The sequence below is a fragment of the Corynebacterium sp. HMSC061H03 genome (assembly GCF_001838215.1).
GTDB lineage: Bacteria > Actinomycetota > Actinomycetes > Mycobacteriales > Mycobacteriaceae > Corynebacterium > Corynebacterium jeikeium_D.
This window is the reverse complement of the sequence record NZ_KV836073.1, coordinates 57,429-72,530: the sequence shown is the minus strand read 5'-3', so window position 1 is coordinate 72,530 and position 15,102 is coordinate 57,429. Positions and strand designations below refer to the sequence as shown.

Below are 15,102 nucleotides of genomic sequence, written 5' to 3'. Positions count from 1 at the left end.
CATCACAGCTTTACAACAAATAATTTTCCTCGCCCCATTCTTGCGACCTGTTCATTTACGGCCATAACCAGTGAATAAGGCCAGCCTCACCACATAAATTGACAACCATTAACCCTTTGGGTGCAGTTACCCCCATTTGTAAGCAACCGAGACACGGGTACCCCCGCGCACCGTGGTTCCAAAGTCGTTAGTCCCAGCTGCCCCGAGCGGATTGCTCCCATGAGTACGCATCCCACTTCCCCGCGGCTGATGCCGGTTCCACTGCTGCTTCGCCCATCGCGTCAGCAGCCCTCACATCATCACTGCTCCAAGACTCCCAAGTGCCGTCAAAACGGACCGTCGTAACGTGATCCACCGTGCCGTCACCGTCCAGATCTGAATAGATTGACAACCCGGAATCGTCGGCAAGCGTAATTGACCCCTCGTCGTCGCCGAGGTCGTACAGCTGCCCATCGACCTCCACAACCAGCCCGGCGCCACCAACGTCCGCCGACTGCCCATCAATCGGTGTCGCCGCCTCCAAACCACACGGAGTAGCGAGCGAACGCGCCTCCACCCCGCCATCGGACGCGGGTTGATCGGAAAAGTACTGCAGTAAAGAAAACTCATCCATCGTAATATCCCCCTATTTCTCTTCGCTGTCACAGCTATCGTGCAGGCGTTCCGGTGTACTCCGCCAGCTGCTCTATTCGCCATCCCGGACCCCGCGCACCAAGGGCCTCACGCACCGTCATCTCCACGGACTGTGTCCATCTTCGTCGCAGATGGGCAAGGTAATTTGCCCGCCACTGCGCGGTGCGTTGGCGTGCGTTACGACGAATCGTTGCGCCCACCGCCACCACCGCAACACCGAGGCCTATTGCAAGTGCGACCAGCTGCGCCGCAAGCGTCGGCACCCCAATCCACATCAGCAATCCGTGGACGATCCGCACTGCACCGACCGCCACGCCAAGCGATGCCACCGCCACCAGAGCGTCCATGGCATAACTGGGGCGAGCCGGGCTTGCTGGAGCGGGCACTGAGACTTCCACACGAAGACCCAATTCGTCGCCACACCGCTGTTGCAGCCACGTCGCTGCGACCTCGGCACGACCCTGAAGTTCCGCCTGATCACCTGCGGAGCCGTCAGCCACTTCCTGGAGTGCATCCTGCACTGCACTCTCAGCTGCCAACTGCATCTTCCGCTGCAATCGCGCCGCCGCCCCGGCTCCGCGCGATCGCTCCTGTGCCAGCTGAGCTCGCACATTTCGAGCCCGGCGCGCACTCAGTGTTTCCCCCGGGTTTCTGGGCGGGCCTTCTGCCAGCAGAACCAGGGTTCTGGCCATCCTCTCGTCCAGCGCTCCCATCGGGATTGTGCTGTCGATTTCCTGACGCCAGGCCTCGGCATACTCACCATTGCCAATCAGGCCAACTGCAACACGGCCGGTGGCTTGGCTAATTGCTGCAATCGTGCTGACGCACTCCCGCGTGGGCTGCACCTCGCTGTCTGCAACATAGAGCACGACGGCGCTGCGTTTATCCACGAACTCCAGGCGACGTGGCGGAGTCGCAGTATCAACAATCTGCGAGAATTCCGCGCGGTCCGCTGCGTCCCCGGCTTTGGTGACAAGAAGCGGTGGCTGCTCAGACCCCTCCGCCGAGACCGGGAGTGGCTCAACTACGTCCGGTGCTGCCATAACAGCTCCTCCAGGCTGTCTCTAGCCGCGGGAAAGGCCGCCGCGATCTCAGTCAACTGCACCGCGAGTAGCCTGTCATCATCGCGTGATCCGCCTTTCGCCCCGTGGCGTTCAGCAATCTTCCGCAACGCGGAGCTGAACAAAAAGGTGTGTTCAGCTGTCTCGTTTGTGGTGATGTCGCAATACTCGTCGGCAAGCGAATGGCGAATCGGTTGTTGCTCGATGACCAGCGCGACAGGGACGGACAGCTTGTCGGCCAGCTCCGCGTGACATTGCGAAAACGCCTCGCGCACAGCGGTTTCGCGCACGCCCCTGCGCAATCGCGCGCAGATTATCGATGGCCGTTTCTCACGCTCAAGCGCCTTGGCGACGCATACCTCCGCACCGCTCGTGTGTGTGGTGTCCGAGTGCGTGACCTGCCGTTCTGACAGCCAGTCCACCACAGCGGCGCGCAACGACGACGATGTAGATCCTGTTGACGGCTGTGTTGTTTCCGTGACGTCAGTTGCGGAAATAAGGTCCATCCGGCCTAGTCCCCTCCCATAAATCCCCTGCGTGGTTTAGTTAAAAACCTGCGTAACCCCCATACGGCCCGTGGGCCAGAATCCGCGCCCTGAAACACTGCACTAGGCAGACCCCAAGCACCGCTTCAACCAACGAATAAGCGCGGCTTCGCGTTCAGCCTACAGCGGACCGCGGATTCGGCAAGTCGACAAAACAACTTGTCCCGCCATGCCGCCAGTTCGGGACGACGCGGCATCGTCAACCGAAGTGAAACCGCCAGGACAACAACAAAAATCCTAGGGGCAATGATTGGATAGTTGACCGTTGTCGTGGACAATAGGGAGCGTGACTACTTCTGATTTTTCTGAAAATATCGAACAGCCTGCGGTTTCGCGGGAATCTGAACCATTGCCAACACAGGGCGACAAGCAGACGGAACAATCGCATGAGCGCCAGCCGAAGAAGGGCGAATTGCCTGCAGGTCGTCCGGAAAAGACCCAATTCGACGACGGTCTTGACTACCCGCGCATCGGCAATCTGTCCTTCCGCCGCGGCACTTTGACCCCCAACCAGGAAAAAATCTGGGAAGACAACTGGGACACTTACGGCAAGGTCCTCTCCGACGAAGTTATTGACGTGGAGGAATGGTTCGGCCGCAAGGGCCCGACCATCGTCGAGATTGGCTGCGGCACCGGCACATCCACCGTGGCTATGGCTCCGCAAGAACCGGACCACAACATCATCGCCGTTGAGCTCTACCGCCCTGGCCTGGCGAAGCTGCTCTCCGCCACCGTGCGCAATGAGGTGTCGAACATCCGCATGGTCCGCGGCGACGGCGTTGAGGTTTTGCAGCGCATGATCGAGCCGGAGTCGCTGGCCGGCGTGCGCCTGTTCTTCCCGGACCCGTGGCCGAAGGCACGCCACCACAAGCGCCGCATTGTACAGTCCGGCACGTTGCGCCTGATTTCTTCGCGCCTGAAGCCCGGCGGCATTTTCCACGCCGCCACCGACCATGCGGACTACGCAGAGTGGATCGAGGAGCTCCGCGAGGTCGAGCCGACGCTCGAGCCTATCGACTGGCCCTGGCCGGAATCCCCCATGCTTCTCGACCGACCGACGACCAAGTTCGAAGCCCGCGGCCTGAACCTCGACCACGACATCCACGAGTTCATCTGGCGCAAGAAAGAGGCATAGGAACATGAGCACTACCCAAAACACCTCTGCCAGCTACAACACCACCGAGACGCACCCCACCGCACTGCTCGTGTGGGATGCCCCGAACTTGGACATGGGGCTCGGCGCCATTTTGGGATCCCGCCCGACCGCCGCACACCGCCCGCGCTTCGACGCCGTGGGCAAATGGCTTATCGACGAAGCCGAGCGCGTATCCCACAACATCGGTTCCGATGTCCTCCCCGAGGCCACGGTATTCACCAACGTCAACCCGGGCTCAGCGGAGATTGTCCGCCCCTGGGTCGAGGCTCTGCGCAATGTCGGTTTCGCGGTCTTCGCAAAGCCGAAGATCGAAGAGGACACCGACGTTGACCCGGACATGATTGCGCACATCCAACGGCGTTACGACGAGGGCGTGTTGCGCAGTGTCGTCGTTGCGTCCGCCGATGGCCAGAATTTCCAGGAGCTGCTGGAAAAGCTCGCATCCGAGGGGATTCGGGTAACCGTCATCGGTTTTCACGAGCACGCTTCCTGGGCGCTGGCCTCCGATGCGATTCGCTTCGTTGACCTGGAGGAAATCAAGGGCGTCTTCCGCGAGCCGCTACCGCGTATCGATCTCGACCGCCTGCCTGATGGCGGTGCGTGGCTGCAGCCGTTCCGTCCGCTCACGTCGTTGCTCAAGGAGCGCGACGGCAAGAACGACGACTAGGGAGACCACCGCGGCGACGTCTAGGGAGACGAACAGGAAGACGAACAGGCTTCTTATTTATGTCACGACTTAAAAAAGTCCTCAAAACCGGCAATTCGAGCTGGCTACGATCGATAATCCTCGTGGCCCTCGTGATTGCCGGTATCGTCTTGACGGTAAGAAACTGGGACAGCGTCGTCCAGGGGCTCCAAATCCTTGCGGATGTCGACGCTAAGTGGCTGTTCATCGCCATTTTTTCCGTGGCTTTTTCGCTCTACGCGATGGCGGAAGTGATGCGTCTGCTGTTGCGGGCTGGAGGCGTAAAAGCAGCCACTCGCCGTAGCACCAATGCGCTAACCCTCGCATCCAACGCGTGGGCGGTCACCGTTCCCGGTGGTGCCGCATTCTCCACGGCGCTGCAGATTAAGCGCATGATGCAGTGGGGCGCATCCGCGGTCCTTGTCAGCTGGTTCGTGCTTTTTTCGGGCGCGTTGTCGTTTTTAGGTCTGGCATTTCTGGGGCTTGGCAGCCTCTTCTTCGTCGGACAGGGTGGCACGACCGCAGTGCTCATCGCTATGGCAATTGCGGTTTTACTAGCCACCATTTTGCTGTGGCGGATTTCGCAGAACCCGGCTTTCCTCAACAAGGCAGGTGCATGGTGTCTACGTGTCTTTAACAAGATTCGAAAGAAGCCCGCGGACACCGATGTCGACCGACTTGAAGAGTCCGTCAAACAGCTGACCAGCGTGAAGTTGCCCGTACAAACTTTGGCCCTTTCCTTCACCTGGTCCTTTATCAACTGGGTCGCGGAAATCGTCTGTCTCTACGCCGCCATCCGGGCCGTTGGTGTCGATGACATCTCCGCTACGAAGGTGCTGCTGGCCTTCGTAACCGGCAAGCTCGCAGGTTTCATCCAGGCCACACCGGGCGGCATCGGCACTGTCGAGGCCGCTTTGACCGCGGCTCTCATCGCAGGCGGCACCACCGGCGCCGAGGCCTTTGCAGCGGTGCTGGTCTACCGCATCGTTTCCTTCGTCCTAGTGGCAATTGTGGGCTGGATTATCTACGCCCTCGGCTTCGACCACAAGGATCAGCCCGAGCATCAGCCAGTCGCTGACCGCTAATGGCTTCCTCGCCGCTGGTCGCTGGTCCCCCACCAATCTGAGGGGTCGCTAGACTAAGAAGCATGAACACACGCGTATCGACGTTCTTGATTGACATCCTCGCCATCTTTATTTTCGCCGTGTTAGCGCGCCTGGCTCACAACACTCCCGAGGATTCTTTTACCTTCATCAATATCCTCGATACCTGGTGGCCGTTCGCATTCGGTGTCCTCCTGGGCACCGCGCTGATTAAGAACGAGCCGAACCCGCGTGCAGTGAGTTCAGGCGCAATTGTGTGGCTCGGCACTGTCGTCGTCGGCCTAGCTGTGTGGGCCACCCGCAATTCGGCAGTCCCGCACTGGTCCTTCATTCTGGTTGCCTCAGTCATGAGCGCCTTGCTGCTGCTGGGTTGGCGAGCAGCGTCGAATGCGGTTGCTCGTAAGTCTCTGGACTAAGCCTTCGGACCCATCCCTAGCCCTTCGGTTTAGTTCACTGACTAAATCTGGTTTTTAATTTTTGCACTCCGCCTCGATAATTGAAGAATGGACAAATCTTCTGACGAGGCTCTCGGCAATCAACCAACTGCTGAGACCCAACGAACTCATAACCCCGCAGGGTCCAGCGAAGACCGTACCTTCATGGGCCAACCGTGGGGTCTCGCCAACCTCTTCGGCATCGAAATGTGGGAGCGCTTCAGCTTCTACGGCATGCAGGCCATCCTGGCTTTCTACATGTACTACGAGACCACTCAGGGCGGTCTCGGCCTGGACAAGGGTGCTGCTACCTCCATCGTCGGTGCTTACGGCGGTCTTGTCTACATGGCCGCACTCGTTGCCTCTCTGGTTGCTGACCGTATCCTTGGCTCGGAGCGGACACTGTTCTACTCCGCCATCCTGGTCATGTTTGGCCACATCTCCTTGGCATTCATCCCCGGCGTGATTGGCCTGGCTATTGGCCTTGTCTCCATCGCAATCGGCTCCGGCGGTGTGAAGACCAACGCACAGGTCGTGCTGGGTCAGCTCTACGCCAAGGACGACCCGCGTCGTGATGCCGGCTTCTCCATCTTCTACATGGGCGTCAATATCGGTGCCCTGTTCGGCCCACTGCTCACCGGCTGGATCTGGGGCATGAAGGGCTTCCACTGGGGCTTCGGCCTGGCCGCTATCGGTATGGCTGCCGGTCTGATTCAGTACATCCTGATGCGCAAGTCCACCATCGCCGAGGCTGGCCATGAGATTCCGAACCCGCTGCCGAAGAAGCAGTACCCGGTATGGATTGGCATCGCAGTGGTGATCACTGTTGTCTCGGTTACGCTGGTTTCCACCGGAATTGTTCCGGTCACGACTCTTTCCACTGTGGTCACAGTGATTGCACTGATCGCCGCTGTGGTGCTGTGGTGGCAGATGTACTCCTCGCCACTTACGACGGCTCCGGAGAAGACTCGCCTGATTGGCTTTATTCCGATGTTCGTCTCAGGCGTGCTGTTCTTCGGTATCTTCCAGCAGCAGTTCACGGTGCTGGCCATCTACTCAGATATCCGCCTCGACCGCGAGATCTTCGGTTGGGAAATGTCCCCGGCCTGGATTAACTCGATCAACCCGATCTTCATCATCGCCTTCTCGATGGTCTTTGCAGCCGCCTGGTCCAAGCTTGGTGACCGCCAGTGGTCCACCCCAGTGAAGTTCGGTGTCGCCAACATCATCATCGGTATCTCGCTGTTCTTCTTCATCCCATTCTCCGGTGGCGGTGAGAACTCCACTCCGCTGTATGCGATTATCTGGATTCTCTTCCTGTTCACCATGGGTGAGCTCATGCTGAGCCCGGTCGGCAACGCCCTTGCTACCAAGGTCGCTCCGGCAGCATTCCCGTCGCGCATGATGGCCGTCTGGCTGATGGCAGTCGCTATGGGTACTTCACTGGCAGGCACCCTGGCCGGCTTCTACAACTATGAGGATGCCGCTGCTGAGAACACCTTCTTCATCACCCTGGGTATCGCCTCGGTTGTCCTGGGCTTGATTCTGCTCGCACTGCGCAAGTGGATTGTCAAGGAGTTCGTCGACGTCCGGTAGGGCTGGCTCCGTAAGGCTGGCCCCCGCTCTGGCACAGCCCACGCCCACGCCCCTCCCCCTCCTCCCCACTTCACGACACCTATGTCACCTCATGCCGCCTCCACAGATGGCACGAGGTGACATAGGTGTCGTGAAGTGTTTTGGGTGGCCCTGAACATGCTTCGCCACAAACTTGCCACCAGCACAACCGCCATCCACAGATTTTTCCCACCTCCCCACCGGCTAAAATTGAGGCCATGTTTGCCATCATTACCGTCACCGGCGAGGATCACACCGGCATCATCGCCGCCGTCACCACTGCTCTGGCGGAGCAGGACGTCAACATCGTCGATGTTTCCCAGACCCTCATGGATAAATGGTTCACCATGATCCTGCGGGTGGAGTTCAACGAGAAGGCCACCCCTATCAGCACGCTGCAGGGTTACATGGATTCCGTCGGCAAGCGGGAGGGGCTTGTCATTCGAATCCAGTCTGAGGCGCTGTTCAACGCCGTCAACGAGATTTAAAGGGCGCGACCAGGATGGATTTCAACTTCGCGCAATCTAAGTTCCTCGACACCATTGACATGATCGAGAAGTACCGTCTGGATATCCGGACGGTCACCATGGGCATTTCCCTGCTCGAGTGCTCTCGCTCTGAAATGGAAGCCACCGCACAGGCGGTGTATGACCGCGTAACCAGGCAGGCCGCTCGCCTCGTGGAGGTCTGCGAGGGTATCGAGGCGGAGCTGGGCATTCCGATCGTCAATAAGCGCATCTCCGTCACACCAGTTTCCCTCATCACGGCCGGTTGCGAAGGCGATCCCACAGTGGTTGCCAAGGCGCTCGACCGCGCCGCCCGCGATTCTGGGGTGAACTTCCTCGGCGGCTACTCGGCGCTCGTCGAAAAGGGCGCGACCACCAGCGAGAAGCGGCTCATCGACTCCATTCCCCACGCTCTTAGCGAGACCGAATTGGTGTGCAGTTCGGTCAACGTTGCGTCGTCACGCGCGGGCATCAACATGGATGCGGTGCGCCGCATGGGCGAGGTAGTGAAGGAAGCTGCGGCGCAAACCGCTGACCGCAGCTCGATTGCCTGTGCCAAGCTGGTGGTTTTCGCCAATGCGGTGGGCGACAATCCTTTCATGGCCGGCGCGTTCCACGGCGTTGGAGAGCCGGATTGTGTCGTGTCCGTCGGCGTTTCGGGTCCGGGTGTGGTCGATCGCGCGCTCGGCGATCTGCATGGCGCCAGCTTTAACGAAGTCGCCGAGGAGATTAAGAAGGCAGCGTTCAAGATCACACGCACGGGTCAGCTGGTCGGCACGATGGCGTCGGAGCGCCTGGGCGTGCCTTTTGGCATCGTGGATCTCTCGCTCGCGCCGACCGCCGAGATGGGCGACTCCGTCGCTCATATTCTCGAGCATATGGGGTTGGAGCAGGTCGGCACGCACGGCACCACTGCCGCGCTGGCACTGCTTAACGACGCCGTCAAGAAAGGCGGCCTGATGGCGTGTTCACGCGTCGGTGGACTGTCCGGGTCGTTCATTCCGGTCTCTGAGGACAAGGGCATGATTGACGCTGTGCGCGCGGGGTCGATCAGCATGGACAAGCTGGAGGCGATGACCTCTATTTGCTCGGTGGGCTTCGACATGATTGCGATCCCGGGAGACACGCCTGCGACCACGATTTCCGGCATGATTGCCGACGAGGCCGCCATCGGCGTGATGAACCACAAAACCACCGCAGCCCGCCTCATTCCGGTGCCGGGTACCAACCCGGGCGATGAGGTGAACTTCGGTGGTCTGCTCGGCTACGCGCCGGTCATTGATGTCAATGCCAAGGGCAATGCCGAGTTCATTGCCCGCGGCGGCTACATCCCCGCGCCGGTGCACGGCTTCAGGAACTAGTGGCTTCGGACGAGGCTCCTACGATTGCAGGCGGCGCCCATTTGCGTCATAGGCGTAGGAGCCGCTACCGACGAGAATCAAAATGAACTCGATAAATGCCCAAATGCTGACGCCGATAATGAGGAAGAAGCCAACCAGGAAAATGGCGGTAATCCAGCCGAATACCGTCAGTGCTAGCTGAATAGCACCACGCGAGTTGTGCCCCAGGTAGAAATTGTGAACACCGAGGGTGCCCAGGAAGAAGGCAAGCAGAGCCGCTGCAATCTTGGACTTATCCGAGACAGGGGAACCTGCGACCCCGTAGCCCTGGTGCGGGTTCGGGCCGCTGAAGCCAGCGGAATACGCCGGCACCTGCTGGTTTGGGTAACCACTCTGATACGGGTTCGAGTACCCGTTGTGGAAATTGTGCTGGCTCGGGTCCTGATAGCCCTGCCCCACGTTCGGCTGCTGCGGTGGGTATGGATCCGAGTACGGCATACCGGAGCTGTAAGCACCTGAGCTGTTAGCGAACTTCCCCTTGGACCTCGGCATACCGTCTTCGTCGAAATCTCCATATGGGTTTGTCGGATTCGTCATTGCACCCTACCTTTTCGCCTAGATTTCCCCGGTCATGAACAGCAGTTCCTTGGGCGATAATAACCGGTTCCGTCAGACTGCTTCCTGCAACTTTGTCAATTTCTTTCGAAATTTTAGTGAAACTGTTGTTTTGGAATATTAAACACCAGTTCTTGAGCAAGATTCTAACAGCAAGTCCCCGTCGGGGGCGTCTCGCACATTTTGAGCTGCACCTACTACCGCGCCAGCGATTGCTCAATCAGTTCGCGAGCCCAACCCTCAGTCCAGGCCAGCGGAGTCGTCCCCGGAATTGCAACATCATTGGTGGCGTAGGTTGCGTGCGCACCCGCGCCGGCAATCATCTCCTGCGCTCGTGCAATCGCATCGGCCACTCCCGGAGGCACATCACAGAAGGAGTCCGATGGCACGCAGACATTCTGGATCTTGTCATTAAGTGGCCCAAAGCCGTCTCGTGGACCGCGCATCGTTGCGCCCGGAACCACAGCCTGCACAATACCGCCGAGCGGCTGCAATGACAGCTCGACGCCCACACCAGCCAGCGGAACGCCCTGGTTCACGCCCTGGTTGGGGTCACGCCGCGGGTCGCCCAACAGAGCCACGCCCGCAATGCGCTCGGCCGGAACTACACCGCGGCCATTGCCGATGTCAGAGGCCAAATCACCTGCGATAGCTGCCCCCTGGGAGAAGCCCATCAGGACGAAGTCCGTCAGTGGACACTGCCCGTGCAAGTCAGCCATTTCCTTAGCGGTGACATCGCGCCCGACTGCCTGCGAATCATCGTAAGTGAGTTGGTCGGGCAGCTGATGCGTCTTAATCTGTGCCGGGTACGGCGTAGTCCAGACCTTGACATCACCCTCCGAGTAGGACCCTGAGATCGAGTTCGTCAGGCCAAGCAGCAGCGAATGCGGGTTCGCGGTCGGGGCCATCGGATCATCGTCAGCACGCGATTCCGCAGTTCCGGGCACGGCGATAACTTCTACCGCCGGGCACCACTCGGGTTGTTCGGCCAGAACCCCGCCATCGTCGCCGGGGGTCGGTGGGGTTTGACCGCCTTGGTCGTCGTTGAGCCATTGCACTACGCCGAAGCCAATAGCGGCCACCAGCACAATGACCGCCAGAATTGTCAGCACTTTACGCATGAGTGCTAGCAATACGCCTTTTTAGCGGAGCTTGCAATAGTCTTCGCCACTTCTTCGGCGCTTTCTTGTGAGCGCCCCTGTGCGACCAGCTGGCCGGCAATCGCCAGCGCGATGACTTGACGCTCCTCCTCCGGTGCGTCCGCGCATGCCGCGCGACCTGTACCGATGAGCTGATCCTCCACCCCATCAACATCGATTCCCGCTTTTTCCAGCGCTCCGAGGTATGAATCGTCCGCCTCGCTGAGCTTCATCTGCCCATCGGGCGCTTCGTCCACGCGCTTAGCTTGGGGATCTGTGATCTCCGGCGCAGACTTTTCGCTCGACTTCGGCGCAGAAGTCTTCGTGCTTGACGACGTCGTGGAGGTCTTCGTAGTCGTTGACGAGGTGACCTCCGAAGATTCCACTGTGGAACTGCCACAGGCGGCCACTCCGAAGGTCAGCAGCGCAACAGCTGTGGTTGTAGCCAGTGTCCGGAAGGACTTGTTCATGGACATTTGTCTATCCCTTATTCAGTGCCCTGCTTTGGTTGGCTTACTTGTCATCACCGTTGTCGGCGGCTGGGGCCGGCGCTTCTGGCTTATTGCGCTCTTCGACAATCTTGCCGTTGAGCTGACGAATCCAGCCACCCTCGAACTGCTGCTCAAGACCGCCGGCCTTGACTGGCTGCAGTGGGCCGACCGGGTAGCCGAACGGGCCATTTTCGTAGCCAGTGCTGCCCCAGTGGTCAGTGATGTCGTTGGAGCGCACCGGCTGTGCACCAGTTTCCGGAGTCCAGTAAATGGCACCGTGTTCGAAGCGCTGGAAAGCGCCGCGGGCGAGCTTGACCTCGTCGCCGTCGACAGGCAGACCCAAATCGGACTCAGCGCCACCGAGCTCCTTGTAGACACGGCCGATTTCACCACGCACGATGCGAGGTTCTTCGCCGCCGATCTTGACGATGGTGCCACCCTGGAAGTCCTGGGCGACACCGCCCGGAATATCGCGGTGGTTGGCGACTGGGTAGCCCAGCGGACCGGTCTCGAAGCCGGCCTTGCCCCAGACGTTCATAATGTCGCCGGTGACTTCGTGGGCTCCGCCTTCCGGAGTCCAGTAAATCGAGCCCTTTTCGAAGTGAACGAAGCGTCCCGAGCCATCCGGCGTAGCCAGTTCGTTGGTCACTGGGTAGCCGAGCGGCGAGGACGGACCACCGAGCTCGTTGTAACGGGAACCGATGCGCCCCCAGACCACATGTGCCCCGGAATCCGGGTGCCAGTAGGCGGTACCGCCGGTAAAGTCCTGAGCCACGCCATTCTTGGCGACGCCATACTCATCCGACAGGCAGGTGCCAATTCCTGGCAGCGATGCGACGGCCTTCTCAATCTCGCCGCCTACACGGCAGACCGCGCCACGATCGGACTCCGGCAACTGCAGTGCATCGGCCAGCGTTGGCCAGGCCTGACTGACCTCGAATTGCCAGTACGGCCAGGTGTGAGTACCCGAGCTCCGGAAGTTCACAACCGGCTCGACGCCCTTTTCGCGAGCATTTCGGATGAAGGTCTCACTGGTCATGCGGGAAAGCACTTCCAATGCGTAACCGGTCGGATTGTCCGGCTTCGTCGGATCGATCTGCGACGGCACGTCCCACTCACCGGTGTTGCCGTTACCCGCCGAGATGTACAGCGACATGCCCTTGAGCTTGTCGATGTTCAGCTTCGGATCATTGTCCTTCCAACGCTGCGAACCGAGCGGGCCCCACATCTTCGTCGCGTCATAGCCACCGGTGTTCTTCATCGCCAGAGAGATTGCCTGCGGCATGCCCGGCGAAGTCATGTCCAGGTAACCAGAGAGGCTACCGGCAAACTTCCACAGCTCCGGCGAGTGCGCTGCGACGTTGTAAGCACCGGTGGCTCCCATGGAGATACCGATGATGCCGCGTTCATCGTTGCCGCGGAAGCCGTTGGTGATAACCGGCACGAGCTCCTTAGTGATGAAGCTCTCCCACTTGTAGTTCTGACCGTTATCCGGCTGATCCCAGTCAGAGTAGAAGGACGATGTACCGCCGGCAGGCATAACCACCAGGACATTCTTGTCCTCGTAGAAGCGCTCGATATTAGTAGCGCGAATCCAACCGGAGTAGTCATCAAACGATGCCATACCGTCAAGGTGGTAGACGCTCGGGAATGTGCGGTCCTTGTCGCGATACCAATCGCGCGGCAGCAAAATCTCAACCTGGATTGGCTTCTCCGGCATGGCAGCCGAGCGAATGTGCGCAATGACGTGGTGATCTGTGTACCACTCGACCTTGTCTACGCTGACTCCGCTGGGGAGGTTCGCCACTGCGGGAGTATCGACTTTAAATGGCGTACGCTCCGGCCCTGGCATCGGCTTCGGCATACCCAGGCCAGGTAGCTGCGCACCAGCAGCTTGCGCTGCTTCAGCGGCCTTAGCAAGGTCTCCCAGGTCTCCAGATTGCGCCAACTGCCCCTGAACGGCCTGAAGTTCCTCGTAGCTAGGCAGACCTGGCTGAGCTGGCTCGGGAGCCGCCACTGCAGCAGGGGCACCGAGAGCGAGAGTCAACGGTAGTGCCAAAAGTGCGGTCAACGCCCGCGATGACTTCCGGCTGTTGCCGAGGCCACCACGGAGGAATCTAGCGGTTACGCGCATAAGAGGGCTTCCCTTTACAAAGTCGCTGGTTGAAATTATTTGAGACGTTGAGTGTTGCACCGGCGCCGGTTAGGCACCTGCAGATAGCATCACGCGGCGCTAGAGCTATGCGTTTACCGTTCGGCTTCGCAGAATTACGTGGTGACCAGCAACGTATCCGAAGGTTCCCCTCCTCCGGCGTGCCGCTGCACGAAGAATCTCACACACGTTCTGCGAAACAAACGGTATAGCTACCTGAATAGCTTCACCCTTTACTTTAAGGTTCGACTCTCATGTTTACCCTCTTACGGGTAAAAACCGTGGAGACACACGCAAAAGGAACTGAATTCAAGCTTTGACAGCGCAACTCTTTGCGCCCCTCTGTAGGCCGTTACCCACACCTTCCGCTCAGCATCCAAACCCGGACTCGACACAGAAAAAAGACCAATCCCAACAAAAGGATTGGTCTTTCTTCAAAATTGAGACTTCTTAAGAAGCTAGCCCCTTTAAGAAGTCATCCAGCACCAGCGCTAGGTCAGCGCGCCAGAGCGCCCTGAAATAACTATCGACCTAAAGGCCCAGCGCCCGAAGAATGTGCGGGCGAGCAAGCGCGGCATCACGACCCCACAGCTCCCACGAGTGGATACCGTTCGGGCTGTAGACAAACTGCGCATTGAGGCCGGCAGCGCGAGCATCCTGCTCAAAGCGCTGCGTCGAAGCGCGGGATACGGACTCCATCACGGCACGCCAGACGGTGTCAGGGAGCTGCGGCACCGGACGGTTCAAAACCTCCGGATCACTCCACAGGCTCTGAACACCCTGGGCGGAGGAAACATACATCGGCAGCCCCTTGAGCTGGTCGAGCAGCATCGAAGGGTCATGGGCCTGGCGTTCCGCCGAAGCCGGAACCGGAAGACCCCACATGCCAGTCGGATTCACTACACCAGTGCTAGCCACCATTGCAGTGGTACCCGTAGCAACTACCTCGTTCGACATCTGGTAGTAACCGGACAGCGAAGTAACATGCTTGAACTGGTCACGGTGGCGGGCTGCCAAAGAAACCGCCGCAGCCGCACCCATGGACAAACCAGCGATTGCGTTGCGGTTCGGGTTGACACCAAACTCACGCTGCAGATAGACCGGCAGCTCCTGAGTCAGGAAGGTCTCCCACTTCTGGATCTTCGGACCCTCAGCAGTCACAGCCGGGGTATTCCAGTCGGTGTAGAAGGAGCCATCGCCAGCAGCCGGCGCAACCAGAGTGATGTTGTCATTGGCGAAGGTCTGAGCAATGTGACCCGACCAAATCCAACCGGACGCGCCCTTATTAAAGCCCCACAGACCGTCGAGCATGTACAGGGACGCATCGCCGCCACCAGTAGCCGCCTTAATCTGAACCGGAATATTGCGGTTCATAGCCGGCGAGAAGACCTGGCAGTACTGAACCCACCAGTTGTATGGATCCCACTCACAGCCTGGACGCAGTCGATCACGGTTTGGATCAGCACTCGCATCCTTCGCGGATGCGAGCATGATGCCACCAAACACCATTGCAACAGCCACAAGGGCAGCTACGACCTTCACCGTGAAGTTACGACTCACTGCAGTAAAGCTCATCGTTCTCCTCTTTACTTTCGGACTTACCTCCGCGCCAGACTTTTCGGAGGCAG

The 15,102-nt window shown here is 59.4% G+C and carries 15 protein-coding genes; 7 read left to right on the top strand and 8 right to left on the bottom strand.

Features of this window, described 5'->3' with window-relative positions:
* Nucleotides 1-187 precede the first annotated feature (187 nt).
* The 3 genes from HMPREF2787_RS06320 to HMPREF2787_RS06310 are packed head-to-tail and all read right to left on the bottom strand — an operon-like array spanning nucleotide 188 to nucleotide 2,200.
* Nucleotides 188-613: a DUF6802 family protein gene (locus HMPREF2787_RS06320; protein WP_070559850.1), complete on the bottom strand. Its 426-nt coding sequence runs from the start codon at nucleotides 611-613 to the stop codon at nucleotides 188-190.
* A gap of 34 nt (nucleotides 614-647) precedes the next feature.
* The gene (locus tag HMPREF2787_RS06315; RefSeq protein ID WP_070858797.1) at nucleotides 648-1,676 is read right to left on the bottom strand and encodes a hypothetical protein; all 1,029 of its coding nucleotides are present in this window, start codon (nucleotides 1,674-1,676) and stop codon (nucleotides 648-650) included.
* Nucleotides 1,658-2,200 carry a hypothetical protein gene (locus tag HMPREF2787_RS06310; protein ID WP_070858796.1) on the bottom strand — a complete coding sequence of 181 codons (543 nt, stop codon included), beginning with the start codon at nucleotides 2,198-2,200 and terminating at the stop codon, nucleotides 1,658-1,660. The genes HMPREF2787_RS06315 and HMPREF2787_RS06310 overlap by 19 nt, the downstream gene beginning before the upstream one ends.
* Nucleotides 2,201-2,588: 388 nt before the next feature.
* Here HMPREF2787_RS06310 and trmB point away from each other — a divergent pair, with 388 nt between their 5' ends.
* From trmB to HMPREF2787_RS06275, 7 genes are all read left to right on the top strand, one after another.
* Nucleotides 2,589-3,374 carry a tRNA (guanosine(46)-N7)-methyltransferase TrmB gene (gene trmB, locus HMPREF2787_RS06305; RefSeq protein ID WP_070858852.1) on the top strand — a complete coding sequence of 262 codons (786 nt, stop codon included), beginning with the start codon at nucleotides 2,589-2,591 and terminating at the stop codon, nucleotides 3,372-3,374.
* Between the two features lie 4 nt (nucleotides 3,375-3,378).
* Complete coding sequence (locus HMPREF2787_RS06300) at nucleotides 3,379-4,062, top strand: NYN domain-containing protein (RefSeq protein ID WP_049171810.1); 684 nt, start codon at nucleotides 3,379-3,381, stop codon at nucleotides 4,060-4,062.
* Between the two features lie 122 nt (nucleotides 4,063-4,184).
* Nucleotides 4,185-5,165, top strand: a complete 981-nt coding sequence (locus HMPREF2787_RS06295) for a lysylphosphatidylglycerol synthase transmembrane domain-containing protein (RefSeq protein ID WP_246824231.1) — start codon at nucleotides 4,185-4,187, stop codon at nucleotides 5,163-5,165.
* Nucleotides 5,166-5,227: 62 nt separating this feature from the next.
* A complete protein-coding gene (locus HMPREF2787_RS06290) occupies nucleotides 5,228-5,599 on the top strand; it encodes a DUF3054 domain-containing protein (RefSeq protein WP_049171813.1) in 372 nt (123 codons plus the stop codon).
* Nucleotides 5,600-5,686: 87 nt separating this feature from the next.
* Complete coding sequence (locus tag HMPREF2787_RS06285; RefSeq protein ID WP_070858793.1) at nucleotides 5,687-7,213, top strand: peptide MFS transporter; 1,527 nt, start codon at nucleotides 5,687-5,689, stop codon at nucleotides 7,211-7,213.
* Between the two features lie 236 nt (nucleotides 7,214-7,449).
* Nucleotides 7,450-7,719: an ACT domain-containing protein gene (locus HMPREF2787_RS06280; RefSeq protein ID WP_016421638.1), complete on the top strand. Its 270-nt coding sequence runs from the start codon at nucleotides 7,450-7,452 to the stop codon at nucleotides 7,717-7,719.
* A gap of 14 nt (nucleotides 7,720-7,733) precedes the next feature.
* Nucleotides 7,734-9,098: a PFL family protein gene (locus tag HMPREF2787_RS06275; RefSeq protein ID WP_070858791.1), complete on the top strand. Its 1,365-nt coding sequence runs from the start codon at nucleotides 7,734-7,736 to the stop codon at nucleotides 9,096-9,098.
* Nucleotides 9,099-9,116: 18 nt separating this feature from the next.
* Here HMPREF2787_RS06275 and HMPREF2787_RS06270 read toward each other — a convergent pair whose 3' ends face one another.
* The 5 genes from HMPREF2787_RS06270 to HMPREF2787_RS06250 form a co-directional block, all read right to left on the bottom strand.
* Nucleotides 9,117-9,674: a TM2 domain-containing protein gene (locus tag HMPREF2787_RS06270; protein ID WP_070602329.1), complete on the bottom strand. Its 558-nt coding sequence runs from the start codon at nucleotides 9,672-9,674 to the stop codon at nucleotides 9,117-9,119.
* Nucleotides 9,675-9,889: 215 nt separating this feature from the next.
* Nucleotides 9,890-10,813, bottom strand: coding sequence for a cutinase family protein (locus HMPREF2787_RS06265; protein ID WP_070858789.1), 924 nt, complete (start codon nucleotides 10,811-10,813; stop codon nucleotides 9,890-9,892).
* A 5-nt stretch (nucleotides 10,814-10,818) separates the two neighbouring features.
* Entirely contained in the window at nucleotides 10,819-11,307 is a 489-nt protein-coding gene (locus HMPREF2787_RS06260; protein ID WP_070858787.1) for a DUF732 domain-containing protein, read from the bottom strand.
* Nucleotides 11,308-11,344: 37 nt separating this feature from the next.
* On the bottom strand, nucleotides 11,345-13,456 hold the full coding sequence (locus HMPREF2787_RS06255) for an alpha/beta hydrolase-fold protein (protein ID WP_070858784.1): 2,112 nt from the start codon (nucleotides 13,454-13,456) through the stop codon (nucleotides 11,345-11,347).
* A gap of 549 nt (nucleotides 13,457-14,005) precedes the next feature.
* The gene (locus HMPREF2787_RS06250) at nucleotides 14,006-15,049 is read right to left on the bottom strand and encodes an alpha/beta hydrolase (protein ID WP_049193152.1); all 1,044 of its coding nucleotides are present in this window, start codon (nucleotides 15,047-15,049) and stop codon (nucleotides 14,006-14,008) included.
* Nucleotides 15,050-15,102: the final 53 nt, after the last annotated feature.

Bases quoted from the DNA above. Each gene is read 5' to 3' on its own strand.
- HMPREF2787_RS06320 (WP_070559850.1), bottom strand. From the start codon at position 613: ATGGATGAGTTTTCTTTACTGCAGTACTTTTCCGATCAACCCGCGTCC.
- HMPREF2787_RS06315 (WP_070858797.1), bottom strand. From the start codon at position 1,676: ATGGCAGCACCGGACGTAGTTGAGCCACTCCCGGTCTCGGCGGAGGGG.
- HMPREF2787_RS06310 (WP_070858796.1), bottom strand. From the start codon at position 2,200: ATGGACCTTATTTCCGCAACTGACGTCACGGAAACAACACAGCCGTCA.
- HMPREF2787_RS06300 (WP_049171810.1), top strand. From the start codon at position 3,379: ATGAGCACTACCCAAAACACCTCTGCCAGCTACAACACCACCGAGACG.
- HMPREF2787_RS06290 (WP_049171813.1), top strand. From the start codon at position 5,228: ATGAACACACGCGTATCGACGTTCTTGATTGACATCCTCGCCATCTTT.
- HMPREF2787_RS06285 (WP_070858793.1), top strand. From the start codon at position 5,687: ATGGACAAATCTTCTGACGAGGCTCTCGGCAATCAACCAACTGCTGAG.
- HMPREF2787_RS06280 (WP_016421638.1), top strand. From the start codon at position 7,450: ATGTTTGCCATCATTACCGTCACCGGCGAGGATCACACCGGCATCATC.
- HMPREF2787_RS06275 (WP_070858791.1), top strand. From the start codon at position 7,734: ATGGATTTCAACTTCGCGCAATCTAAGTTCCTCGACACCATTGACATG.
- HMPREF2787_RS06270 (WP_070602329.1), bottom strand. From the start codon at position 9,674: ATGACGAATCCGACAAACCCATATGGAGATTTCGACGAAGACGGTATG.
- HMPREF2787_RS06265 (WP_070858789.1), bottom strand. From the start codon at position 10,813: ATGCGTAAAGTGCTGACAATTCTGGCGGTCATTGTGCTGGTGGCCGCT.
- HMPREF2787_RS06260 (WP_070858787.1), bottom strand. From the start codon at position 11,307: ATGTCCATGAACAAGTCCTTCCGGACACTGGCTACAACCACAGCTGTT.
- HMPREF2787_RS06255 (WP_070858784.1), bottom strand. From the start codon at position 13,456: ATGCGCGTAACCGCTAGATTCCTCCGTGGTGGCCTCGGCAACAGCCGG.
- HMPREF2787_RS06250 (WP_049193152.1), bottom strand. From the start codon at position 15,049: ATGAGCTTTACTGCAGTGAGTCGTAACTTCACGGTGAAGGTCGTAGCT.